This window comes from Cyclonatronum proteinivorum, assembly GCF_003353065.1.
In the GTDB taxonomy this organism is placed as follows: domain Bacteria; phylum Bacteroidota; class Rhodothermia; order Balneolales; family Cyclonatronaceae; genus Cyclonatronum; species Cyclonatronum proteinivorum.
In genome coordinates this window covers 1,493,874-1,519,416 of the sequence record NZ_CP027806.1, presented here as the reverse complement: position 1 = coordinate 1,519,416, position 25,543 = coordinate 1,493,874, and the positions used below count along the sequence as shown (strand labels likewise).

General features: G+C 52.1%; 17 protein-coding genes. 11 read left to right on the top strand and 6 right to left on the bottom strand.

All coding sequences use genetic code 11. The features are described 5' to 3' along the window. Window positions 1-428: 428 nt before the first annotated feature. The 3 genes from CYPRO_RS05960 (at window position 429) to CYPRO_RS05950 (ending at window position 4,572) form a co-directional block, all read left to right on the top strand. Window positions 429-2,945, top strand: a complete 2,517-nt coding sequence (locus CYPRO_RS05960; RefSeq protein ID WP_114983738.1) for a cation:proton antiporter domain-containing protein — start codon at window positions 429-431, stop codon at window positions 2,943-2,945. 37 nt (window positions 2,946-2,982) lie between these two features. Then, the gene (locus CYPRO_RS05955; protein WP_114983737.1) at window positions 2,983-3,696 is read left to right on the top strand and encodes a 3'-5' exonuclease family protein; all 714 of its coding nucleotides are present in this window, start codon (window positions 2,983-2,985) and stop codon (window positions 3,694-3,696) included. 132 nt (window positions 3,697-3,828) lie between these two features. Further along, window positions 3,829-4,572, top strand: coding sequence for a patatin-like phospholipase family protein (locus tag CYPRO_RS05950; RefSeq protein ID WP_114983736.1), 744 nt, complete (start codon window positions 3,829-3,831; stop codon window positions 4,570-4,572). A gap of 315 nt (window positions 4,573-4,887) precedes the next feature. On the opposite strand, the gene CYPRO_RS05945 is transcribed toward CYPRO_RS05950, so the two are convergent. Both CYPRO_RS05945 and CYPRO_RS05940 read right to left on the bottom strand, forming a co-directional pair. Next, window positions 4,888-6,156, bottom strand: coding sequence for a glucose-1-phosphate adenylyltransferase (locus CYPRO_RS05945; protein ID WP_114983735.1), 1,269 nt, complete (start codon window positions 6,154-6,156; stop codon window positions 4,888-4,890). A 30-nt stretch (window positions 6,157-6,186) separates the two neighbouring features. Next, window positions 6,187-7,623, bottom strand: coding sequence for a glycogen synthase (locus tag CYPRO_RS05940; RefSeq protein WP_114983734.1), 1,437 nt, complete (start codon window positions 7,621-7,623; stop codon window positions 6,187-6,189). Between the two features lie 359 nt (window positions 7,624-7,982). On the opposite strand from CYPRO_RS05940, the gene CYPRO_RS05935 reads away from it, so the two are divergent. After that, the gene (locus CYPRO_RS05935) at window positions 7,983-8,915 is read left to right on the top strand and encodes an ABC transporter ATP-binding protein (protein WP_114983733.1); all 933 of its coding nucleotides are present in this window, start codon (window positions 7,983-7,985) and stop codon (window positions 8,913-8,915) included. Window positions 8,916-8,933: 18 nt separating this feature from the next. Then, window positions 8,934-10,238: an ABC transporter permease gene (locus tag CYPRO_RS05930; RefSeq protein ID WP_114983732.1), complete on the top strand. Its 1,305-nt coding sequence runs from the start codon at window positions 8,934-8,936 to the stop codon at window positions 10,236-10,238. A 1,003-nt stretch (window positions 10,239-11,241) separates the two neighbouring features. Here the strand turns inward: CYPRO_RS05930 and CYPRO_RS05915 are convergent. The 4 genes from CYPRO_RS05915 to CYPRO_RS05900 all read right to left on the bottom strand — a co-directional run bounded on the left by CYPRO_RS05915 (window position 11,242) and on the right by CYPRO_RS05900 (window position 18,236). Further along, on the bottom strand, window positions 11,242-12,600 hold the full coding sequence (locus tag CYPRO_RS05915; RefSeq protein ID WP_114983729.1) for an IS1380 family transposase: 1,359 nt from the start codon (window positions 12,598-12,600) through the stop codon (window positions 11,242-11,244). A gap of 80 nt (window positions 12,601-12,680) precedes the next feature. Continuing rightward, window positions 12,681-13,979 carry a T9SS type A sorting domain-containing protein gene (locus CYPRO_RS05910; RefSeq protein WP_164682580.1) on the bottom strand — a complete coding sequence of 433 codons (1,299 nt, stop codon included), beginning with the start codon at window positions 13,977-13,979 and terminating at the stop codon, window positions 12,681-12,683. Window positions 13,980-15,128: 1,149 nt separating this feature from the next. Next, entirely contained in the window at window positions 15,129-17,453 is a 2,325-nt protein-coding gene (locus CYPRO_RS05905) for a hypothetical protein (protein WP_114983727.1), read from the bottom strand. 6 nt (window positions 17,454-17,459) lie between these two features. Beyond that, window positions 17,460-18,236 carry an inositol monophosphatase family protein gene (locus tag CYPRO_RS05900; RefSeq protein WP_114983726.1) on the bottom strand — a complete coding sequence of 259 codons (777 nt, stop codon included), beginning with the start codon at window positions 18,234-18,236 and terminating at the stop codon, window positions 17,460-17,462. Window positions 18,237-18,854: 618 nt separating this feature from the next. Between CYPRO_RS05900 and CYPRO_RS05895 the strand changes: the two genes are divergently transcribed. From CYPRO_RS05895 to CYPRO_RS05870, 6 genes are all read left to right on the top strand, one after another. After that, complete coding sequence (locus CYPRO_RS05895; protein WP_114983725.1) at window positions 18,855-19,388, top strand: hypothetical protein; 534 nt, start codon at window positions 18,855-18,857, stop codon at window positions 19,386-19,388. 340 nt (window positions 19,389-19,728) lie between these two features. After that, window positions 19,729-21,552, top strand: a complete 1,824-nt coding sequence (gene secD / locus CYPRO_RS05890) for a protein translocase subunit SecD (protein ID WP_114983724.1) — start codon at window positions 19,729-19,731, stop codon at window positions 21,550-21,552. A 52-nt stretch (window positions 21,553-21,604) separates the two neighbouring features. Continuing rightward, the gene (secF, locus tag CYPRO_RS05885) at window positions 21,605-22,513 is read left to right on the top strand and encodes a protein translocase subunit SecF (RefSeq protein WP_114983723.1); all 909 of its coding nucleotides are present in this window, start codon (window positions 21,605-21,607) and stop codon (window positions 22,511-22,513) included. A 33-nt stretch (window positions 22,514-22,546) separates the two neighbouring features. Next, the gene (locus CYPRO_RS05880; protein ID WP_114983722.1) at window positions 22,547-22,888 is read left to right on the top strand and encodes an STAS domain-containing protein; all 342 of its coding nucleotides are present in this window, start codon (window positions 22,547-22,549) and stop codon (window positions 22,886-22,888) included. A 222-nt stretch (window positions 22,889-23,110) separates the two neighbouring features. Beyond that, a complete protein-coding gene (locus tag CYPRO_RS05875; protein WP_114983721.1) occupies window positions 23,111-24,388 on the top strand; it encodes an adenylosuccinate synthase in 1,278 nt (425 codons plus the stop codon). Between the two features lie 27 nt (window positions 24,389-24,415). After that, a complete protein-coding gene (locus CYPRO_RS05870) occupies window positions 24,416-25,540 on the top strand; it encodes a RuBisCO large subunit C-terminal-like domain-containing protein (RefSeq protein ID WP_114983720.1) in 1,125 nt (374 codons plus the stop codon). The last annotated feature ends 3 nt before the right edge of the window (window positions 25,541-25,543 follow it).

Below are 25,543 nucleotides of genomic sequence, written 5' to 3'. Positions count from 1 at the left end.
AGATAACACTTTTCAATGCGGACATGAAGCCATACCCGCATAATTCCCGACAGGATTCGATTTCATACCTATCTCATTGCCCATCAATGCTTTAATCAAAAACCTTTCAAGCCGGAAAGAAAGCGTTCTCAGGCTCATAAAACCATTTTCGGCTTATGCGCAGGCTAAAGGCTGTGAGGGGTAAGGTCGTCGGCTTTTTTATTGATTTGCATGCTTCCGAACACCTGCTTACTAATCATTCAGACTGAGTTATGCGGGCGAATCCATCCGGAGTACATGCAGCACACATTAAAAGGCAAAACTTGATTTAGTTCTTCAAAATGCTATTATCTGTTCAGACTTTATTCTCCGTATTTTAGGCGAACTTTTTTGTTCACGCCCGCTACAAGGCGTTTTTCCTAAACACCGTCTTTCTAAACTAACCAAGCTTGCATTTACTTTATAATTTCAGTCTGCCGATCAACGATCCGGTATTAATCTTTGCCATAGTGATGCTCATCATCCTGCTGGCACCGATGGTCGTGCAGCGGCTCAAAATACCTGGGCTGGTTGGTACGATTCTGGCCGGTACCATTGTGGGCCCGAGTGTTCTCGGCCTGCTTGAGCGCGATGATACCATCATTCTGCTGGGCACCGTAGGCTTGCTGTACCTGATGTTTATGGCAGGCCTGAGCATTGATCTCAACAAGTTTGAGAAAAACCGGAACAAGAGCGTCGCATTTGGTCTCATCTCATTTCTGATACCGCAGCTTGCGGCGCTGCCTGTCGGGATGCTGCTCCTTGATTTTTCATTGGCGTCTTCACTGCTGCTGGGCTCCATCGTGGGTTCGCATACCCTGCTCGCTTACCCGATTGCCAACCGGATTGGTATCACCAAAAATACCGGGGTGACCATGGCCATGGGCGGTACGATTGTTACCGACATGTTTTCGCTGCTGATTCTGGCCATTGTGGCAAACTCTCTTTCTGATGCAACCGGCTTCACCTTCTGGCTTACCTTTGCCCTGCTCGTAGTGGGCTACACGGCGCTGATTTTACTCGGCCTGCCCGTACTTGGTCGCTGGTTTTTTAAAAATGTGCGCAATCAGACCAATACCGAATATGTGTTTATGATTGCGCTGCTTTTTATTTCCGCATTCCTGGCGGATGTGGTAGGGCTTGCACCTATCATTGGTGCGTTTCTGGCCGGACTCACCCTGAACCGCCTGGTTCCGGAGAGCGGTACGCTCATGAGCCGTGTTCAGTTTGTTGGGAATGCGTACTTCATCCCGTTTTTCCTTATTTCAGTGGGGATGCTTGTTGATGTGCGCGTTATGGCCGAAAGCTGGGAAGTCTGGGCACAGACCGGGGCATTTGTTGCGCTCGTTGTTTTCGGAAAAAGCCTGGCTGCCAAAATAACGCAGTGGATTTACAAGATGTCACCAGCCGAAGGCTGGACCATTGCCGGGCTTACCATTCCGCAGGCTGCTGCAACCCTGGCCGTAACGCTTGTGGGTTTCGAAATCGGACTTTTATCGCAAACTTCGGTGAACGCTGTGGTTCTGATGATTCTGATCACCTGCCTGATTGGCCCGAGTCTCGTTGAGCGATTCGGGCGGCAGGTTGCGCTTCAGGAAGCAAGCGCGCAGTACAATCCGCAGGACGCTCCAGAGCGTATTCTGGTTCCGCTGGCTAATCCGCAGACCGCTGAAGCCCTGATGGATATTGCGATGATCATCCGCCGAAGCAATTCCAGCGAGCCGCTTTTCCCGCTAACCGTTGCCCGCAGCTCAGAAAATGCGGATACCGACGCCCGCGTAGCTGAAAGCGAGAAGATGCTGAGCCATGCCGTTGTGCATGCCGCCGCCGCCGAAACTCCGGTAATCCCGGTTACGCGAATCGACATGAACATATCGAACGGGATCACGCGTGCAATCCGTGAACTGCGCATATCGCATGTTGTGATCGGCTGGAACGGCGAAATTTCTGCGCGTCAGCTTATCTTCGGAACCGTGCTTGATCAGCTGCTGGATGAAAGTAAACAGCTGATTATGGTATCCAAAGTTGTTCATCCCATCAACATTACCGAACGAATCTTCCTGGTGGTACCGCCTTATCTGGATCGTGAAACCGGCTTTACAGGCGCTGTGGGGACCATCAAAAATATGGTGAATGAAATTGGTGCAAGCCTTGTGGTCGTTACTTCGCGCAACAATCACAAAACCATGCGCGAAATCATCAGCAATAAAGATCCGGAGATTGAAGCGGAGTACATTACCCTGAATGAGTGGTCTGATCTGCTCAAAGATGAGCGCATTCAGTTTAAGGATGAAGAAGACCTGCTCATTCTGCTCAGTACCCGCAACGGCACGGTTTCCTGGGATGCCAATCTTGAGCGACTGCCGCGGATTATTGCTCAGAACTATCCTGACGTCAATTTTCTCACCATTTATCCGGCAGAAGTAAGTTCTGATGAAAACGCGCACAACTACGTCGCTTTTGATTCCATGCAGGATATTCCGGACATCCATAACGAGAATGTGAACTTTGAGCTGGACGATATGGATGCGCGTCAGGCGCTGCGCGAACTGATGTCGAAACGTTTCAGTGCCAACCCTGTTGAGCTCACCGAAATTATTGACAAGGTGCTTACGCAGGAAACGGATAATCTCCCGGGTGAGCTGCCCGGCGTCGTGCTGACCAAAAGCCGGTCAGTGAATGTAGAAAAGCCGACCCTGTTTCTGGGAATCAGCCCCAACGGAATTGAATATCCCGATATTGAGGAAAAGGTGAAGCTGCTGTTTGTGCTTATCACGCCTGCTTCACACAGCACGCAGCGCAACATCCGTACCCTGGGTAACATCGCGCGGCTGCTGGGTCACCGCAAAACCTACAAAAAGCTCATGGAGGCCCGGAACTTTACCGAAGTGAGCAAAATCATCACCAAAGCCCGGTCTGAATTTTAGGAAACCAACCTTTAACCACGCCCTTTTCTGATCTGCTATGTTTTTTGTTTTTGATATTGAAACCATTCCTGACATTGATTTTGTACGGCTTGCGCTGGACGAGCCGGATCTGCCCGAACCGGAACTGATGGAGCGGGCCACAGAGGAGCTGGCCAAAAACAAATCAGGCTTCCTGCCGCCTATGTTTCACCGGATGGTTTCATGGGTAGGCTTGTGGATCGACAATGAGGGAAATCCTAAAAACAAGCTTGGCTGGCACGGAACCGACGAAAAGGAGGGCATTCAACAGCTTATCGATGCGCTGCGGGTGTATAAGGATTTCGGCCTGATTCACCATAACGGACGCGGATTCGACATTCCGCTGCTCACTTACCGGAGCCTGAAGCACGGACTGCCGCTGCCGCAACGGCTCAACTCGCACGACATCAAGTACCGCTACAGTCAGCAAAATATTGATCTGGTCGATCAGTTCAGCAACTTCGGGGCGAGCTCCTGGCCCAAGCTCAAGCATTTGGGGCTTCTGCTCGGCATTCCGTTCAAAAAGACGGGGGAAGGCAACGCGGTGTATGAAATGTATCAGAACGGACAGCTTGCTGCAATCGAGCACTATTGCTATGAAGATGTTATTGCCACCTATCTGATCTGGCTGTATATGAAGTTCAACAACGGCGATTTCAGGCCCGCGCACTTCGAGGGTTTGCGCGACCGTGCGCTTTCCAAGCTGCTTGAAATTCAGGCCGAAGAACCCTGATGCTGCAGGCCCAAGCGAACCACCCTGCCTGATTGTTGCGCGAAGCGGCAGTGACAGCGGCAGCGGCAGCACGGCCCAAAGCCGAGACGTACATTTCCAGGATTAAACATCAACCTTTTGGAAAGGCGATTTATGAGTTCAAACAAAATTGCATTGGCGCTCGGCGGCGGCGCGATACTTGGGGCCGCACACATTGGCATTTTACGTGCCATTGAGGAAAAACAAATCGAAGTGACGCATATTTCCGGGACAAGCATTGGTGCGCTCGTTGCCGGACTGTTTGCGTTTGGGCTTGATTCCCACAAAATAGAATCTCTTATGAGTGAGCTGGAGTGGCTCGATGTCAGCTCATTTTCGCTTTCGAAGTTTGGCTTTCTCAGCAATGACAAGATGGCTGATATCGCAGACGACTACATTAAGGATGTGGATATTGAGGATGCAGATATTCCGCTCGCCATCATTGCGACCGATGTGGGGAAAGGTGAAAAAGTAGTTTTCACATCGGGCAAGCTTTCGGTAGCGGTCCGGGCGAGCACCTGTATTCCGGGCGTTTTCATCCCTGTTGAGCATGAGGGGCGTATGCTCGTGGACGGCGGTATTATGGAGAATGTGCCCGTTAGTCCGCTTGTAGAAATGGGCGCTTCGCATATTGTTGCGGTAGATCTGAACGCCAACCGCAAATACGATAAACCCGAGGATGTGATTGATGTGATGATCAACGCCATGGACATTGCCCTTGACAATGCGGCACAGCTGCAGTCAGAGGATGCCAACGTGATTATTGCCCCGGAACTTCACGGCTTTTCCAGAAGTGATCCCGAAGCGCTAAAAGATCTGATTAAAATCGGCTACGACACGGCTATGAAGCACCTTTAACACCCGTCCGGTCAAGCCATTATAAACGCCGGATTCCTGTTCTGCTCCGGAACCGTAGCATGCGCAGGAACCCAAAAAGCAAGGGACTCAAATTATGATTTGGGAGCGCTGATCTGCCACGAAAGACCGTGATGTTCACGGGATTTCACCCAAAAAATAAAAAAGCCCGAACAGCAAGTAAGCCTGTGGCAGGGGAATGCGGGTGGAATGCCCCTTCGAAGTCATCGTAAAAAAAGAAAGCCTGCCCGGTTGCAGTATGTTTGCAGACCGGGCAGGCTTTTATGGTTACGGTGACAGCTTTCTTTCCGCTGTGTTTTAGATTACGGTACCGTCTTTGATGACTGCTGTTTTGGGGACGATGACGATGCCATCTCTGACTGAATACTGATCAAAGTCACCGTTCTCGAGGTGCGTGCCGCCATTGATGCGGACGTCGTTACCGATGCGGGCATTTTTATCGATGATGCAGTTTTGGATGTAACAGCGCTCGCCAATACCCATGGGTGGCTTGGTGCCGTCTTTTCCGGTTACTTCGTCGTAGCGCGGGAAGTAGTCGTTACCCATGATGATGCTGTTGGCGATGGTAGTGCCGCGGCCAACACGGGAGCGGATACCTACGATGGAGTGCTCAACGCGGCTGGCTTCAATCACAGATCCTTCCGCTACGATGGTGCGCTCCAGCGTTGTGCCGCTGATTTTGGAGGCCGGCAGCATACGCGCACGGGTGTACACCATGTTGTTGGGGTCGTACAAGTTGAACTTGGGCATTGCGGTTGTCAGCTGCAGATTGGCTTCAAAGAAAGACTTGATGGTTCCGATGTCTTCCCAGTAGCCGTCATAGAGGAAAGATTTTACCTTGCGGCCGTTCTGAATGGCTGAGGGGATGATTTCCTTGCCGAAATCAGTGGCTTCGGGCATTTCATCAAACAGCTCTTTGATAACCGAGCGGTTGAATATGTACATGCCCATGGAGGCCATATAAATGCGGCCTTCGTTCTTGAGCTCATCCGACACTTCGGAGCCCCATTCACCGAGCTCATCCGCAGAGGGCTTCTCAACGAATGTTTCAATCGCGTCGTTTTCGCCCACTTTCATAATGCCGAAACCAGTTGCGTCGTAGGCATTTACGGGGATGGTAGCGATGGAGATTTCGGCACCGGAGCTGATGTGTGTCTCCATCATCGTTTTGAAATCCATCTGATACAGCTGATCCCCGGAGAGAATCATCATGTAATCAAAATCGTGGTTCGTCATGTGGTGAAGCGACTGCCGGACGGCGTCGGCTGTACCCTGAAACCATTTTTGGCTTGTGATGGTCTGCTCGGCAGCAAGTACATCCACAAAGCCCGGGTTGAAGGGGTCAAAGCTGTAGGTGTTTTTGATGTGCCGGTTTAATGAGGCCGAGTTGAACTGTGTAAGCACATAAATCTTACGGATGTTGTTGTTCAGACAGTTAGAAATCGGAATATCAACAAGGCGGTATTTCCCCCCAATGGGCACTGCGGGCTTGGAGCGGCTGCGGGTGAGTGGATAGAGCCGCGATCCCTGACCGCCGCCGAGAATTACTGAAAGTACGTTTTCCATAGTTCGGGAATGGGTTAGATGATTGATAGTTTAGTCTAAAAGAGATTGGTATAAATCAAGATAGGTTTGAGCCGACCTGTTCCAGGTGAAGTCAAGCCCCATGATTTTTTTGCGAATTGATTTGAATGTTTCGGTGTCTTCATACAGATCGGTTGCACGGTAGAGGGCATGCAGGGTGTCATCGGGCGTGAAGTTACGGAAGCGGATTCCGTAGCCATCTTCTTCGCCAATGTCGCGCACCGAATCTTTGAGGCCGCCTACTTCCCGAACAATCGGGATGGTGCCGTAGCGCATGGCGTACATTTGATTCAGCCCGCAGGGTTCGACCCGGGAAGGCATTATGATGAAATCGGCACCGGCGTAAATCCGGCGGGAGAGCGTTTCGTTGTACTGAATGGAGGAGTCAAAGAATCCGGTGTATTCGTCCGACATCACCCGCAGGCGCTCCTGCAGCCAGTGATCGCCGGTTCCGAGCACAACAAAGCTTGCGCGTCCGCCCTGTGCAATGAATTCGGAGATGGCAGAAGGCAGCATATCAGCGCCCTTTTCCTTCACGAGCCGGCCAATAAAGGCAATCAGTGGATAGTTGGTGTTGAGATTAAAATATTCACAAATCAGGCGCTTACTCTTTTCCTTGCCGCTTTCCACGGTGCGCTTGTTGTAGTGATATTCAAGCATGTGATCTTTCTGCGGATTCCAGACTTCATCGTCAATCCCATTGATAATACCGGTACACTTGCCGCTTTCGGCTTTGAGGAGGCCTTCGAGACCGCCGGCCGATTCCTGAAGTTCGTCCATATAGGTTTTGGAGACCGTCGTTACCTTCCAGGCTTTGCGAATGCCGGCGGAGAGGGCGTTGAAGCGCCCGCCCCAATCCAGAAATCCGTGCTGTCCGAATTTAATGGAAGGAATGAGGTCGGCCTTACCCATATCATAATTTCCGTGATACTCCCCATTGTGAATAGTGACGATGGTCGGAATATGCTCCATTCCGCTGAAGGTATCTGTGGAAGTAATCAAAAAAGGAACGAGGGCCGTGTGATGATCATGACAGTGCAGCACATCGGGATAGGTTGAGAAGGTCCGGATCCACTCAAGGGCTGCAAGCTGAAAGCTGAGATAGCGCTCAAACTCATCCCAAAAGCCGTAACCGGAATCGGCATCTACGTAAATGCCCTTACGGTCGAGGCGTCCGGGCACGTGCACGAGATACAGCGGGAAACCCAGCTCATCCCCTTCCACTTTATGAATTTCGAAGTGAAACATCTGATTTCCCATCCACGTACTCGCGGCGTGCACAACCTGAATGTTGCGCTGATTAATCCATTCGTTGTTGTATCGCGGCATCACAACCCATGCATCTGCACCCAATGCCCGCTGATATTTAGGCAGCGAACCCAGAACATCTGCGAGCCCCCCCGTTTTTGCTACGGGATAACACTCAAAAGTTAAATGTATAATATTCATAAGATGAATTTCGGCATAATAAATTGGACTGCGGAACGGCTTTTCCGTACCATTCCGGGCACTATTAAGTGCTCGTAGTATAAAGCAAAGCCACCTAATAATGAAATAGATTGTCTCAAAACAAAGGGCCTGATTGCTCTATTCTTTCAGCTTGCGTCGCGTTCGCTTAATTTGCCGTATGTACTTAAAACAAGTAGAATTTGGACGATTACGTTCTGCGCATCGGGCGCCGAACAGACAGATTCCGGCCTTTTAATAGCTTTTAAAGTGGTTCGCACGGCCTTTTCAAACGTAAATACGCCTGGCGTATCCCTGACGCCTTCATCATCCCTATCCTAACATCCCATCAATTCCAAAACATGTCTGTCATACAAGTTAATCAGATCGTAAAACGCTACGGCGCATTCACTGCCGTAGACGACGTCTCATTCAATGTAGAAAAAGGGCGCATCTTCGGTGTGCTTGGGCCAAACGGTGCCGGAAAAACGACCACCATCCGAATGATCAACTTCATCACCATACCCGACAGCGGGCAGGTGCTGATCAAAGGTGCACCGGCAAGCGCCGAGAGTCAGAAGCTGATCGGCTACCTGCCCGAAGAACGCGGGCTCTACAAAAAAATGAAGGTCGGCGATCAGCTGCTGTATCTTGCGCGCCTTAAGGGGATGAATGATCACGACGCACGAAAATCACTCACCTACTGGCTCGACCGCTTCAAAGCCACCGACTGGATTAAAAAAGAGCTGGGTGAGCTCTCCAAAGGGCAGCAACAAAAGGTGCAGTTTATTTCCACCATCGCCCACGATCCGGAAATCTGCATTTTTGACGAGCCCTTCAGCGGACTCGATCCCATCAACGCCGAGCTGCTGCGGGAAGTCATTCTTGAACTCAATCAGAAGGGCAAAACGATCTTGTTTGCCACGCACCGCATGGAGCAAGTCGAGCAAATGTGCGATGACATCTGCCTGTTCAACAACGGCAAACTGCTGCTCACCGGCTCCCTGGCGGACGTCAAGCGCTCCTTCGGCAACAACACCGTGAAGCTCTCCTTCCTGGGGGACGGCAGCTTTATCGACGGGCTCGAAAATGTGCGCATCAACAACCGATCGGCCAACTATGCCGAAATCCGCCTGCTCGACGGCACTTCCGAACAGGACGTACTGCAAACCGCGGTTCAGCACGTGCAGCTCACGCACTTCGAGTTTGTGCAACCCAGCCTCAACGAAATTTTCATCTCTACGGTCAACAACGCCACTGCCGCCGAATCCGCAACCCAGACCGCCAAAGCCTAACCCACGTATCCTCACTACATGATTGACTTCAACAAATTCCTCATCATCTTCAAGCGCGAATACATCACCCGCGTTACGAGCAAAGCCTACATCATCACCACCCTGCTGGCGCCGCTCATTTTCCTCGCCTTTTTCATTATACCGGTTCTTGTCGTACTCCTCACCCCCGATACGCAGCGCAGCGTTGCCGTTGTGGACGAAACCGGCACCATAGCCCCGCGCATGCTCGAAAACGACCCCGACCGCTATCAGTACCTGCCGGATGTGCCCCTCGATGAAATCCGCGCCAAAGTCACCGATGGCCGCCTGCACGGCTTCGTTATTATTGACGAAGAGGTCATCGCGGGCAACCGCACGCCTGAGCTCATTTTTGCGGGCACCGGCGGCGTCGCCTTCATCACCGAAGTCCGCTCGGCCCTGCGCAGCGCCATACGCGACGAAAAGCTGGATCGGGCGGACGTCAGTCCGGAAGTCCGGCAAATCATGAACGAGCGCATCGCCCTCAGCACCCGCGTGCTCACTGCCACCGGTGAGGAAGAACAGGACACCAGCGCCCTGTTCGTTGTAGGTCTGGTGCTGGGCTTCATCATGTACATTGCTATGTTCGTGTACGGCGGCATCGTCATGCGGGGCGTGATTGAAGAAAAAACGAACCGCATTGTGGAAGTTATCGTCTCCTCGGTGCGCCCCTTCGAGCTGCTCATGGGCAAAGTAATCGGTGTTGGGGCGCTTGCCGTAACGCAGTTCGTATTCTGGGCACTGGCCATCGGCGGCATCTCCCTCGCGGCAACGCCCGTCATGCTCTACTTCTTCGGCAGCCGCGCCACCGAAGCCGCCGGGGGCGACACTGCAGCCGCCATGCAGGCCCTCGAAAGCGAACTCCCCTTCACCATGCCCGAGATCGGCACCAGCCTGCTGATCGGCTTCCTCGTGTTCTTCATCCTCGGCTACCTCATCTACAGCGCACTCTTCGCTGCAGTTGGCTCGGCACTCGAGTCCGAAACCGAGAACAATCAGCTCACGACCGTCGTCTCGCTGCCCATCATCATTCCGATTCTGTTCATAAGCCCCGTCTCCTCAGATCCGGATTCCAACCTTGCCATCGTACTCTCCCTCATCCCGCTGTTCAGCCCCATCATCATGCCCGTACGCATGGCCGTGATGTCCGTGCCCGCCTGGGAAATCGGCCTCAGCATCGTACTCATGACCCTCACCTTCCTCGGCCTCATCTGGCTGAGCGCCCGCATCTACCGCGTCGGCATCCTGATGTACGGCAAAAGCGCAAGCTTCAAAGAGCTCGCAAAGTGGGTCCGCTACAGCTAACCCCAAGCCACCCCAATCTCACAAAGGCGCTGTTCTTGTATCACAACGAACAGCGCCTTTTTTTGTCTCTGCCAAACGCCATAGCCCCGCCACCGACAGCCGTGGTGATACTTCATCCGTTTTTTTGGGGAAAACTCCGTGAACATCAGGAGCGGGGGAAGCACACTACAAGCCCCCAAATCAAAGATGAATGCGTTGCTTTTTTTCCGCAGCATCGCAGACCATCACATACAAACATTGCAGCCGAATCACGAGTCCCCCAAGTTCGCCCCAAAACCGCGTCAGCCACGGCGATAGCGACAGCAAATGCATACCATTCATTACCGGCCTCAAAAACGCACCGGCAGTCTCCGGACCATACCCCGCACCGATGATATGCCGCCCTTTCAGGGCTTCATAAATTGGGGGTACCACCTGACACAGGGTTTGCACCCCGTGCTATGCTATACCGCCCCTTCAGGGCTTTAGGTTTCACTTTTGTGGCTGCGGGCTTCGGACTTCAAGACTTCATCGCTTCACGGGAGCACGGCTTCATGGCTGAAATAAATCGCTTCCCAAATTTGTGTGCAATGACTTTATCGATTTTTCTACACTATGCTTTACTTTACTGTACTATGCTATACTGCAAAGTGATATGCTTGGATGTACCAAACTATGCTACAAGCAATAATTCCATTAACACGTCAAATTATGACACTTTGCCAATTCATAAAGATGATGTGATCCGATGTATTCTATCTAAAACCTAAATCCGTGAAAAGTTTTATTTGACAGGTATTTTGCGGTCAATACTGGCAATAGTTGTTAGAAATATCGCTCACACAGCTTGATGTAGCCCACCAAAGTACTTCATTACGATCAATTCAATCCCTGCAAGACCTCTTCGAGCACCATTTTTGCTCTTGTTTTGGCCCTACAGTGCATACTGATTCCGCAATGCCTTTTGGGCTTTGTCTCACTTGTGGTTTTTCCGGCTGTTTTCTATCCCAAGCTGTATGCTGTGCTACCCGTCGGGTAAGCGATTGAGTGCCATGACGGGCTCGGCCCAGCCGTGACCCTCAAAAATGCGGATGATGGTTTTGCGTGCATGTTGAACCAGCCGTCCCGCCATATACATCAGGTTCTGGATGACGGTGCGCAGCCGAAGCCGTTTGCTCCTGGCTTTTCGCCCCGGCACCAGACCTGTTTTTAGCATGCCTTGCCCCGCCAGTCGCAATAAATTAAAGGCTATCATGCTCATATCCAGCACGTGCTGGTTGACCCTGAATTTACCCGAGGGGAGTCGCTCTACATCCATATCTGTCTTGAGTTCACTGTGGTACTGCTCGCTGGTACCCCGCTGCTTGTAGAACTCATGTATCTGCTCCGGGGTCCAGTCCAGGCTCGTCCAATACGCATCGACGGTGATCATAGCCGGAAACATATACTGCCCGTCCGTGCGGGCAAACCGCTTGGTAACCCGGAACACAATCCGGCAAGTCTTCGGATCATCAGGGGTGTCACTATGTCCGGGAATCTGTACTTGCTTTTGTCCGTACCATGCCCGTGCGCCTATATCTACGTACTCGCCATCGGCTCCGCCGTTTTGCTTCACAGCCAGATCCAGCCACTCCTGCGGATCCTGATTGCGTAGGTTGCACTTCACAACAAAATCAGTATCCTTCTGGCGCATAAATAACCTGACATTGACGCCACTATCGTTGCCCGAGTCGGTCACCACAAGCCGCTTGTGGCTGGTCATACGCTCAGCCATATCCATGGTCTGCTTGAACCACGCATCGGTGCCGGGTGTGTTGCTGTGCGCCGAGCCGTTGCGCAGCTCGTTGTTTATCATCAAACCATACGGACCGATGTAGCCAAGCATGGGCGCATAGCCCTCAAACTGTTTGTATGTCCAGTCTACGCCTTCTTTGTGGCTATTGGAGTTATCCATGGGTGAGACATCACAGTGAATTACCGCCCAGGTCTGCCCGTGCAGATCTTCGGTCAGCAGGTGAGGATGAGCTGCCAGCAGGCGGGTGTTGAACGCACGAAATACCTTATCCAGTGACTCCGGGCATTGCTCAAGACGCTGGCGCAGGGTTTCCGGTGAGGGGGTCTTTTTTATTCCCAAGGCAGTGGCAAATACGGGATCGGCACGATATTCAGCAATAGCGTCAAACTGAGGTTTACCGACCGACAACAGCCCAATCATGGCCTTAATGGTATCAAGGGTGGAAATATAATTCTTGTTGCGGGGCAGCGAACAAAGGCCATTGATGTCATTGGCCAGCACGGGATCATCAAGGGCCTGACCAATAAAAGCCAGACCTGCATGAGAGGTAATTGGTGTAGAGGTAAGCTCAAATTGTATTTTTGGCATGCTCAAACGATTATATAAGGGTTCACCGGTTGGGTGAAAATACGCAGAATCGCTAAAGCTAGTAATACAAATATGTTAGGCTATGAATTGGCGAGATTACTCACGGATTGAGGTGTTTGTAAAGGCAAGTACAAAGGCTCTCCGGTTTCGCTTTGGCTAATATTTAAAGCTAAAGGTATTTGATCCATGCTTCTTAAAGCCATAATATCAAGTCTTTGGTCTTCTTCATTCATATCACTGCTTGAAGTGTTGTATAAAACGGCGTCTTCGCCAGGCCAGTTATTGAAATTAACGTTAATAACTCCGTTACTAGGAGTAAGATTTACTTCAACAGAGTCAGTGCCTGCTTCATTTAAGTATTTCAAAACAAACGGCATTGTTTCATCGTCAAAATTAACCGTTCTAGCATTCAACAAAAAGTTGTTCTCTTGTAGTATTATATCTAAAAGAGCATCCAAAGACTGATCTTCTAAAGAAACATCTACATCTTTACTATTATAATTAGGATGGGAGAAGTTTATTGTACTCAGTTGACCTTCTTTTCTTTTTTCATGCGTCAGCTCTAAAACGTATTGGCCTGAACTATCACTCGTAGCGCTGCCGTATTCGTTAGCTATCAAAACGCCCGCAACAGCTTCCTGCCTGATGTTCTGAACTGTGCCGGTAATGACAGATGTGCTTAACAGGTCTACAGTCGTTAGATCAACCTGCACGGATGTCGCGCCCTCAGCCGGATGTGGTACTTCCCGCTGCTTCCCATCATAAAAGGCTGATTCCGGCAGGTTCAGCACGAAACCCGAACTGTTTATACCGGCTCCGGACTGCGAGTACGCCGGTACTGCTGCAGGCATATAGGCCGACCATTGCACGGCGGGCTGACCGCTAATTGGCTTGCCGCCCACAACCGTAAACATACGTGTTGCGACCTCGCCCGCTCCGCTGACTCGTATCAGGTACACCCCGTCTGCGCCGGGTCGTCCCAGCTGCAAAGTGCCTGCGCCCGGAACAAGCGAATACTGCTTCACCGATATCCGGCGGCCAAGCACGTCAAACACTTCCACGCTGTAACTGCCCTGTCGGGAAACATGTACACGGGTTTGCACATCAGCTACGGCCGGATTCGGCCAGGGGGCGTCCAGGCTGAGGGTCGCAGGCTTGCTGTCCGCTTGCGCAGCGGTGGTCCACAGGGTCGTAAAACTGTAGCTGCCGTCCTCGCCGGTGTGGGTTATTTCCAGGACTTCCCCGTCGGCAGTTTGCAGTTCAAGCGGCAAACCGGCAACCGGCGCGGCATCGGCATTGGTGAGCGAGCCGAAAATAGTCAGCTCCTGCTGTGCAATGGCTGCAGGTACAAGGCATACAAAAAGCAAGATGAAGAGCATCCCACGAATCATGTTCCACGTATTTTGAGTGACAGGGAAGATTTAATATGGCTGTTTAACGATTGATATTCAAGCGGCACATTCACCGTACGGCAATCAGGTTAAATTTGCTGCACGGCATGATTCCCTACACACGTGAAATTATGACACTTTGCCAATTCATAAAGATGATGTGATCCGATGTGTTCTATCTAAAAAAACACGCAACATTAATCAGCACCCAACCGACCGGCAATTTTCAACCCGGACAGGGAACCAATCCTGAAAGGATTGCATGTTTATAGAACCATGACACCCCCCCCATATCCCCGCGAGCGCCGAAGGCGCGCATGCGGGGACCGGGCGTAAGCCCGAAACAAATCCGAATAATCGCAAAACACCTACGACCATTATGCCGGATTCCGCACCATTCTTTCAATCAAGACACGGTAGACCGGCAGGCCATAAGGCAAAATAAATGCGGTCAGATACAGCTTCATCCGAAAAAAATTGTGTCCCGTTTTTGTGGGTTGCCCCCTTGTTCATCCGCGGCTTTTGATTTGTCTAAACAAGCCTGTATTCCCTTTTGCAAATTACACTCTCAGGCTCCCCTTCAAAACCAAAAATGCAACGCCAACCCGGACCAATCCTGAAAGGATTGCATGTTTATAGAACCATGACACCCGCCCCCATATCCCCGCGAGCGCCGAAGGCGCGCATGCGGGGGCCGGGCGTGAGCCTGTAACAAACCCGAATAATCGCAAAAATCCGCACACCCATAATGCTGGATTTCGCTCCCATTGGCGTAATCCAGCCGCCTTAGCCCCGCACTATATTCGGCATGATGAGTACGCCCAAATACAGCTTCATCCTAACAAATTCGCGTTCTCATTAATCGGGCTGCCCCTTTTTTCTCATCCGGGAGACTTTTGTCTGCGTGAAGAACCAAAAAGCAACGCATTCATCTTTGGTTTGGGAACTTACAATATGGCACCGCAACTCCTGATGTTCACGAAATTTTCCCCAAAAAAATAAAAACAGGGTATGCCCGGGCAGCCCGGCTCAGGCCTTCCAAAGCTTTTGCAAAGACTTGTGCGTACAGGGGAAGCGGGCCTGAGCGGGTGCGGGTGCGGGTGCGGGGATGGCGTGTGGTACTGTGGCGCTGTTTTGTTAAAAGGCCATGAGTACCGCGCGTAAGCGGGGGTCTCTTTCGACCTGAAAGCGCTGCTCGAGCAAATCATTCATGATTTCATCTTCGAGGGCGCCGATGTAGCGCAGGCTTATGAGGCGCATGCGGGGATCGGTGTCTTCGATGAGGACGGGGATGAGTTCCTGTAGGTCCTGTGCGCGGTTGTGGTTGGCGAGGGCGCTCATGGCCGTGGCCCGCATGAGGTAGGGAAAATTCGTGCTGAGTGCTATTTCGTAGCTTGTATCTACAGCTACCATGCGGTCGGAGAGTTCGAAGAGCTCCTGAACGACAGCCGCGCGAATGGCACCGGGTCCGCTGCCGCCGAGTAGGGAGCTTGCGAGTTCGGTGAACTGTTCTTCTGTGGCCACTTCGCGGAATACGCGCACGGCAAGCACGGCGGCTTCGGAGTACTGCATGCTTTGCGCAAGCCGTCCTATGGCAGAAACGACGGCGGCGTTGCCGGGATAATTGCGCAGGGCTTCAACTGCGGCGAGCTGCTCATCGCCTTCTGCGGTTGCTACGAGGTCGAGAAAAAGCTGCTGTGTGCCGGCGGCACCGCGCACAATGCTGCTGATGGCGCGAATGAGCGCAGCCCGAACCTGCGGATGATCTTCGGCACGCAGCACATCACGTACGGCAAGCTGAATATCGGGGTCTTCCCGGAAGCGGGGCAGGTTTTCCGCGGCCTGCACCCTGCGGCTGATGTCGTCGCTGCTGCGCAGCTGATGCAGCCACATGTTGAGGTCTTTCATCTCGCGGAACAAGAATGCGGGGGCGCCATCGCCAGCCATAATGTTTTGCGGGCGGGTGTCGGCCGGAATAACGAATTCACCGCCGGTCCGGAACACGGTGAGGGTGTCGCGGCGGACTTCCGCGCCGCGGAAATGCAGCTCGAGCGGCACGCGGATGCTGTCTGTTTCAACCGTGCCCTGCGGATCAACCGTAACCGATACGCCGCGCTCGCTGTTGTATCCAAATACGAGCTGCACGGTCAGCGGTGTGTCCTGCGGTTCTTCGGTTTGGCTCCCGAAGACAGGTTCTTCGAGGGTGCGCCCTGTAGCGCGGTACCACTCCCGCTGAAATTCAGGCCAGTCTCCTACCGGATCGCCGCGCCGCAGCTGTGCCTGCTTGTGGTCGCTGAGGGCAAAGCGGGTAAAATCATCGGCTTGCTCCAGAGCGTCGTGCCAGAACCCGAAATGTTGGGGCAGCATGTGATTCCAGTAGTCAAAGCCATCAACTGACGGGAAACCCTGTACTCCAAAGGGGGGTGTATCGGGCTCAAGCTGCTGCATGAGATGGGCCTGATGCAGCAATACCGCCGCGGAACCGGCGACGGTTTCGGAACGCAGGGCTGCCCCGAACCACTGTGAGGCCACTACACGATCAATCTGTACCTTGGCCGGGGATATGGTGCCTGCCAGCATGCCAAGGGAAGCCGCATAGGGCCGGGGCTCCCAGTAGTGATCTTCGAGCATGACAAGGCTGAAGCCTTCAAAGGGGTACTCAACCCGCAGGCTACGGGTGATGCTGCTCAGGCTGTTCACGACTTCGCGCATGAGGTCTTCGCGTACCTGCGCTGAACCCGTGCGCGCTTCTCCGTACACCCGCACATTGGTGAGTCCCAGCAAGGTTTCGGTGAAGGAGAGGTCACCGGCAAAAAAAGCAAGATCGGTGGAAGGTACCGGGACTTCAGAGCGCCAAATCACGCGTTTGGCGCCGTCATCGAGCGATTGTGTTCTGAAATACTGCCCGTTGGATACCACTTCGGTGCCTTCAGTTACTTCCAGGGAAAACCGGGTCGTAAAGGCAATGCGGGGATGTTCTACGACGGGTATCCATTCCGAGCGGCGGTTGGGTGAGAGGGTCGTAAAGAGGGTGCCGGCAGCTGTTTTGATGAGCGCGGTACTTTGCGGGGCTTCATAGCTGATGCTGAGCTCAAAAGGGCGCTGCGGATCCGAAAGGTAGGCTGCGGGGTCTATTTCAATGCGGTCCTGTTCGTGTGAAAAGGAAGCTTCCCGCTCATTGATCAGAATGCTGTTTATTTGCAGGCCAGCCGCGGGTATGTGCAGCACCCCTGCAAAGCGGTGTTTAGCTTCGAGGGTGTAGGTGACGATACCGGAAAGGCTCCGGGTTTCCGGATTAAGGGCGAGCTGTGCTTCGAGATGGGTAAACTTATAATCAAGCACAGGGTAGGTTTCGTAATCCTGAAACATCGGTTCCTGTGCCGCAGACAGCGCGGGACTTACCGACAACAGCAAGAGGAGAAAGAGAGAGGTGAGGGTCCAGCCTTTTTGCTCGGGGTTCATAGTGTTTTATTGATGAGTTTTGAAAATTTCCAGCAATTCCTGCCTGAGTTCAGGTGCGCATGAAAATCCGTTACCGCCGTCTATTTGCGGGGTACCGCTGAGGTCGGTGAACGAGCCGCCGGCCTGTTCTATTACGGGCAACAGTGCGGCTGCGTCCCAAAGATTGAGCACGGGATCGAGCATGATGTCGGCGCGTCCGGTTGCGACCATGAGATGGCCGTAGGCGTCGCCATAGGTGCGGTGTGTGCCGACCCTGTCGAGAAGGTATTCGAAAGAGCTGCGGTAGCCGTAGGTGCGAAAGTACTGCACGTCGGAGGTCATCATTGAGGCCTTATCCAGTGAGCTACAGCTTCGGACTTTGGTGGTGACACCGTTGAGATGTGTGGGAATTCCTTCGGCTGCGGCTACAAGCTCGTTCATATAAGGCGCATGAATCACGCCAACGGTGGGCTTTCCGCCAACGGTGATGCCTATCAGATTGGTGTAGAGCGGAATGCCGTGGATAAAACCAACTGTGCCGTCAATGGGGTCGAGAATCCACTGAACCTCGGCCTGCTCCTGATAGGTGCCGAATTCCTCCCCTACAATGCCGTGTTCAGGAAACGTTTCCATGATGAATGCGCGCATGGCTTCTTCAGCTTTGCGGTCTGCTACGGTTACCGGCGAATCGTCGGATTTGCTGATAACTTCAATCTTTTTCTGAAAATAGTTCAGGGTAATATCTCCTGCGATTTTTGCCGCCTTAATCGCAGCCTCATGCAGGGATTCAACGAAATAGCTCATGTATGACCTTGCCTTGGTAATGTGCAGTTTTATGAATAGTTCTATCCCGCATTATTCACAAAAAAATATTCTATATAAATTATTGTTTTAATTAATTTTAGTGAATAAAAATGATAGTCAGAATTTCGGTGTCGCTCAAGTGCTGCGAAATTTCCCTGCTTGCTGCGTTGAAGCTTAAAACTCATGCTCAGGGTACTTAGGTACCCCTCCGCTGAGTTTTAAGCTTCGCCTTGCGAGCAAGAAAATTTCTTGGTGAATAATGCGGGCTAAGAATGACCGCTCATTTAAACAGCCCCGTTTAGTTTGTTAAAATACCCAACTTGACGGACTTATGCCTTTTTGAGCCAGCATTACCTGATAATTTGAAGAAACTTAACTAAAAGCGCTTTTTTGACTTTCTTTACCTAAAAATATAAGACTAATCGCGCTTTAGCCATTACATTAATTGATTTTTCAGCGGATATCGTTAGTTTTGATTCAGATAAACAAGTCTATAGCTTGCGTCATCTTTTAGATTATTGATATAACAGTCGAATCAAATAGAAAGGCACGTTCCCCGCCCGGAGCGTGCCTTATTTTTTTGTTGTTGCGCGCAACGGAGCTTGCTATCTTTAAGGAATGCAAAATTTCTTTGGTCTCAAACTCAGACTTACGGTTGTTTTCCTGGTGCTGGGCGGCTTTGCCCTCACACATCTGCCGCAACATCAGGCGGTAAAGGAGTATAATACGTTCAGCAACTGGGTTATTCAGCACCTTTCTGTAGCATATTCAGATACAGATACCGAAGCGCAATCTGACAAACCAAACAGCGAGCACCTCCGAAGCCTCATCCAAAAAACGATGTTGGGTGCTCATACTACCGGTGCTGATGAATGCCCGGACGACAAAACACGCTTCCTTCCCCACCTGTATCTGGCCTGGACGCAACATCACGATGCGAGCGACATGGCCGGCACCTTCGCCCATGAGCGAATCAGTATTCAGCTTATTCTCAAGCACTTTGCCGTTACGCTTTCCGGCACCCTATTTAGCGCCTCCGGCACGGAAACCTATCCTTCTTTCCTGCGCGACAGCCTGCACAAACAAATTTCAGCCTTCCCTTCTTTCAGGCTGCAGGCCATCATTTCCGGTCAGTCCGTCAACGCTCCTTAGCACCCGCGCTTCAGGGCGTGCGCTTGCTGTATGAAACAGCTGCACCATCCTTCCCCCCCTACTGGGCTGACACCCATTCAGGTGATTTGATGTTGACGTCCTGAGCGTCCGCCTGCGATTATCCGCGGGCAGGAATAATCTGTGATGTAAGGCTTTAGTACCGCCTTACCCGATCATCCATCTGAAGTACTATCCGGAAAATGGAACGCCCTGCTGATGATTTTCACCAAAGCAAAAAAACGCGGTTCTGCCGCGGCTGCCTGCGTCAAAAACGGAATCTAAAAATCAGTTTCTGAAACCGGCAGTATCTCCATCTAACCCTTCAAAAAATCCTATATCCATGAAACAAACAAGCTCTACCAAGATATTCTTTATTCTTGGCTTCCTTGTTCTCACAGGGTACTACCTTCAGTTCAGTGTCCGTCACTGGCTGGAAGAGCGCCATATTAATTCGTTGTCGCCTGAAGAACAGGTTGAATACCGCTTCGCCAATGAAGAGCGCCTTACCAACCTGCGCAGTCAGGCGCTTAGTTTTGGTCTCGACCTTCAGGGCGGGATGTATGTAACGCTTGAGCTGGCTACAGCGCAGCTTATAGGCGAACTTGCCCGCGATCAGCGCGATGATCTTTTTGATGAAGTGCTCGAAGCCGCTGCCATGCGCGCGCAGGATGCCAACATCGATGTTGTGGTGGAATTTGTAGCGGAATTTGAGCGGCGCGATCCCGGTGCACGTCTCAGCCGGTACTTCCACATGAATGCCGACGACCTCACGCGGGCTTCAACCAACGACGAAGTGCGCGCATATCTGGAAGCACAGCGTAATCGCGCTGTTGACCGCGCTGTTGAAATTATCCGGAATCGGATTGACCGCTTCGGAGTAACCGAGCCATCGATTGTCCGTGCGGGTGCCAACCGCGTTGTTGTTGAGCTTCCCGGCGTTGACGACGATCAGGAGCGTGTCCGTAACCTGCTTCGGGGTACGGCCCGACTTGAGTTCCGTACCATGGCCAACCCCAACGAGCTGCGCAGCACCTTTGAGCGCGTTGTTCAGGTGCTTACCGAAACGGAAGAAGTTGAAGGGGAAGACGGTGAAACCGAAACCGTAACCCGTAATCCGCTCTCCGGGCTGCTGCTCGATATCGGCGGACCTGATGTGCGCTTTGGATATGCGATGGCTCAGGATACCGCTGCCATTAATGAAATGCTTGCCCGCGATGCCGTTCAGCGCGTTATTCCGGCCAACATTCAGCTGATGTGGGGTGCCCGCGCTGAAAACATCGGCGGCGGAAGCGCCATGCTGCCCCTGCTTGGCGTACGCTCTCAGGTTGAGCTCACCGGTGATGTGATCACCGACGCGCGCCCGTCATTCGACCCGCAGACCAACGCGCCGGAAGTTTCGATGAGCATGAACCGCGAAGGCGCCCGTACCTGGAGCATGATAACCGCGGCCAATATCGGCAGGCCGGTAGCGATCATTCTTGACGGCATGGTGTACAGCTACCCGACTGTGCGTACACAGATTGCCGACGGACGCTCCTCCATCAGCGGTCTCGGCGGTCTTTCAGAAGCGGAAGATTTGGTGAACATTCTGCTCTCCGGTGCGCTGCCTGCCCCGCTTGAAATCATCGAAGAACGTACGGTTGGTGCAACACTGGGTGAAGCTTCCATTCGCGCCGGTTTCAACTCCGCGCTGTTTGGTCTCATGCTTGTTGCCATCTTTATGATCATGTACTACCGCACAGCCGGTGGTATTGCCAACATCGCGCTGATTCTCAACATCGTTTTCATCCTCGGAATCCTTTCTGCATTTCAGGCTACGCTTACGCTGCCTGGTATCGCAGGTATTGTTCTGACGATCGGTATGGCGGTTGATGCCAACGTACTCATTTTCGACCGGATCCGCGAAGAACAGCGCGCCGGTAAATCTCTGATTGCTTCCATTGAGAGCGGCTATGCCAACGCCATGAGCGCGATTCTCGATGCGAATATTACGACCTTCCTCACCGCTGTAATTCTGTTCAGCTTTGGTATGGGTCCGATTAAAGGCTTCGCCGTAACCCTTATGGCCGGTATTGTTGCCTCCCTGTTCAGCGCAATCGTCATCACCCGTGTGATTGTGGATTGGCTGGCCCGCGGCAAGAATCCTGCTGTCAGCTTCGGTTAATACCCGGCGCTTTTTTATCCATTAACCAAGCAACCAGAAATTCATACACACTATGAGAGTATTTGAAGATCCAAAATTTCAATTAATCCACAACCGTAAGATCGGGTACATCATCTCTACGGTTCTGGTACTGTTATCAATCGGTGCCATTTTATTTAAAGGCCTTCAGTTTGGTATCGACTTCCGTGGCGGTACCGAAATTGTTGTTTCCTTTCAGGGCAGCTCTCCGGCTGTTGAAGACATCCGTAACGTACTCACCGAACCTTTTGGCGGTGCACCCGAAGTAAGAACCTTCGGAGCGGATATCAACGTACGGACCGACGCTGATATCGACAGCAACGAGCTTCAGCAAATTGTGCTGAGCACGATGGGATCGGCCTTCCCGGACAATCCCGCAGAAATCATCAAAACCGACCTGGTAGGTCCGCGGTTTGCCGAAGACCTGAGAAATGCAGCGCTGCAGTCTATCCTGTTTGCCCTCGCCATTATCTTTATCTATATCCTCATCCGCTTTAAAAAGTGGTACTACTCAGCCGGCGCGGTTGCCGCGCTCGCACACGACGTGATCATCACCCTCGGTATTTTCACGCTGCTGTACGATGTAGTGCCATTCAGCCTCGATATCAATCAGGCTATTATCGCGGCCTTCCTCACCATTGTAGGATACTCGCTGAACGATACGGTGGTTGTGTTTGACCGGATTAGGGAAAATTCCCTCATCTTTAAAACAGAAGCCTATGATGATATGGTAAACCGCAGCGTGAACAACACGCTCAGCCGTACGTTCGTAACTTCTGTCACCACCTTGATTGCTGTCAGTATTTTATTTTTCTTTGGTGGAGAAGTACTTAAAGGATTATCTTTTGCCTTGATTTTAGGGGTAATTCTTGGTACATATAGCTCAATCTTTGTAGCAAGCGGCCTCGTAGTCGATCTGCAGCTGAAAAAAGCTAAATCCTAAATCCTAACCAACATACATCACCAGAGGTAAACCATGAGTTTTAACCTGTCAGAGCGTTACAATTGTAACGTAATCGAGTTTAAAGGCAATGTGATGGGTGGCCCGGATGCCACCAAGCTCAACGAAACCCTTCATGAGCTGATCGACAAAGGTCACAAAAATGTAGTTGTTGACCTCAAGAAAGTCGCTTTTATGAATTCTTCCGGTTTGGGAATGCTCATCGGGGCGCTCACAACCATGCGGAATGCCGGCGGCGACCTTCGCATAGCCAACGCAACCAACAAAATTGAAAGCCTGCTTATCGTGACCAAACTGATCACGGTTTTCAAGCATTTTAAGTCGGTTGATGCAGCGGTCGAGTCTTACGCGGAGTAATCCCGTCACACCGACTAAATCCCATACAAAAAGGCCGGATCAGCTTGATCCGGTCTTTTTTATGCTAAGCTTTCATTAAATGATTCATCTGTCTGCTCTATTACCGCGGGATATCATTCTTCCTTGAAACATCATAGTAAGGTGTGCTTCGGTACACCTTTTTTTATGGGAGAAAGTCCCAAATCTGTTTACTGTACTGTACATTTCATTAGTTAAAATATCATGGCTGTTCGTGTAATTATTGGCGCCCAGTGGGGCGATGAAGGAAAAGGGAAAATTGTTGATTTGCTCGGTGAATCAACGCAGTGGGTCGTACGCTATCAGGGAGGTGCCAATGCGGGCCACACCATTAAATTCGACGGCAAAACCTATGTGCTCCATCTTATTCCGTCCGGTATCTTCCATCCCGGTACGACCTGCGTAATCGGAAACGGGGTCGTAATTGATCCTGCCAAGCTGCTGGAAGAAATCAGCATGGTTGAAGAAAAAGGGGCAAACCCGCGCAAACAGCTCAAAATCAGCGGTTCTGCCCACATTATCCTACCCTATCACAAACAAATGGACGTTGCCCGCGAAAAATCAAAGGGTGATGCAGCCATTGGCACAACGGGCAGGGGAATTGGTCCGGCCTACGTGCACAAAACCGCGCGCACCGGGCTACGGATGATGGATCTGCTCGACCCCGAGGCGCTGCGCTACAAACTCGGGTATCTGCTCGAAGAAATTAATGTGCAGCTCAAATACCTGTATGAGCTGCCCGAACTCAGCACGGACCCGCTGCTTGATGAGCTGACCGGCTGGGGCGAAAAACTGGGCTCCTATATCTGCGACACCTCACACGAACTGCACATGGCACACGCCCGGGGCGAAAATATTTTGCTTGAAGGTGCACAGGGCGCCCTGCTCGATATTGATCACGGTACCTATCCCTACGTGACCTCCTCTTCGCCAACTTCCGGGGGCGCTTGTACCGGCACCGGCCTGCCGCCAACCGCTATCAGCAAGGTCATGGGCATAACCAAAGCCTACTGTACGCGTGTGGGCAACGGCCCCTTCCCTACCGAACTGCACGACGCCGAAGGGAAAAAAATCCGGCAAATAGGCCGGGAATTTGGGGCTACGACCGGGCGTCCGCGCCGCTGCGGATGGCTTGATCTTGTTGCACTCAACTACGCCGCCCGTATCAACGGTATCAACGAGCTGACGGTCACCAAGCTTGATGTGCTCAATACCATGCCGACCGTAAAGGTTTGTACCGCTTACAAAATTGATGGGGAGGAAACCACAATATTCCCCAAAAATCCCGTTTTGCTGAGCAAAGTGAAGCCGGTATACAAAACCTTTGAGGGATGGAATCAATCCATAGCTGAATGCGGCAGCCGTGACAAGCTGCCTGCGCAGGCACAGGCGCTGATTGACTTTATTGAGGAAGAAACAGGCGTTCCTGTTAAGATTGTCTCAACCGGCCCCGACCGCGCCGAAACGCTGGTCGCCCTCTGAAAAGACGACTGACCTTTTTACTGATCCATGATTATTTCTGAAAACCGATTTACGGTACATTACCTGATTCAGGCCGTCTCCAAATCGGAGGCGGCCCTTTTTTGCCGCCGTATCGCCTACGAACAAAGCGTTGAACTCCCCGACGATGTGCTAAGTGATGAAATTCGCGGACATATCGTAGGTCAGCTGATCAGCCTCACCGCTGCGGAAAGGGAAAATCGCTGGCAGGCTTCTATCAGCTATGCGCTTGATTCTTTGGGGGATGAGGTCTCTCAGTTTCTGAACGTACTTTTTGGCAACATGTCGCTTTTTCCGGGTGCGCAGGTTGTTGGCTGTGAATGGGATGAAATTCCCGACGAAATCCTGCCCGGCCCCAAAGCCGGACTTGATGGTGTTCGCGAAAAATTCGGCATTACCCGGCGGCGTGCCTTGAGCTGCTCTGCCCTGAAGCCAATCGGTCTCGAAACCCGTGAGCTCGCGCACTTCTGCTACAGCTTCGCACTGGGCGGCGTTGACATCATCAAAGACGATCACGGCCTTGCGAATCAGCCAACATCGCCTTTTGCCGACCGGCTCGCAGCCTGCACGGATGCGGTCAAACGCGCCGCGGACAAAACCGGGCACCTTGCCGCCTATTTTCCCAACATCACCGCCGATGGCTCTGAGACCCTGCGCCGCTACGAGCAAGCATACGAAGCGGGCGCGGGGGGCGTACTGCTTATGCCGCACCTTTGCGGTCCATCAACCATGACTGAGCTGGCCAAAAGCGGAATCCCGCTTCCTATCATGGCACACCCTGCTTTTTCCGGGGCCTATGTGATGAGCGACACGCAGGGCTTTACTCCGGAATTTCTTTACGGCACGCTCTGGCGTAAACTCGGCGCTGATTTTGTGATTTATCCCAATGCCGGAGGCCGCTTCTCTTTTTCTGAAGCCGCCTGCCATGCCATTAATGAGAACTGCCGGAGACCCCTGGGAGGTATTGCAGCTTCCATCCCAACACCCGGCGGCGGGGTACAGCGCGACACCCTTACAAGCCTGCTCGAAGCCTACGGCCCCGACACCTGTTTTCTGATTGGCGGCAGCCTGTATCAGCACCCGCGGGGTATCGAATTTGCCAGCCGCGAACTCACTGAACTTCTGAACCAATAGCCG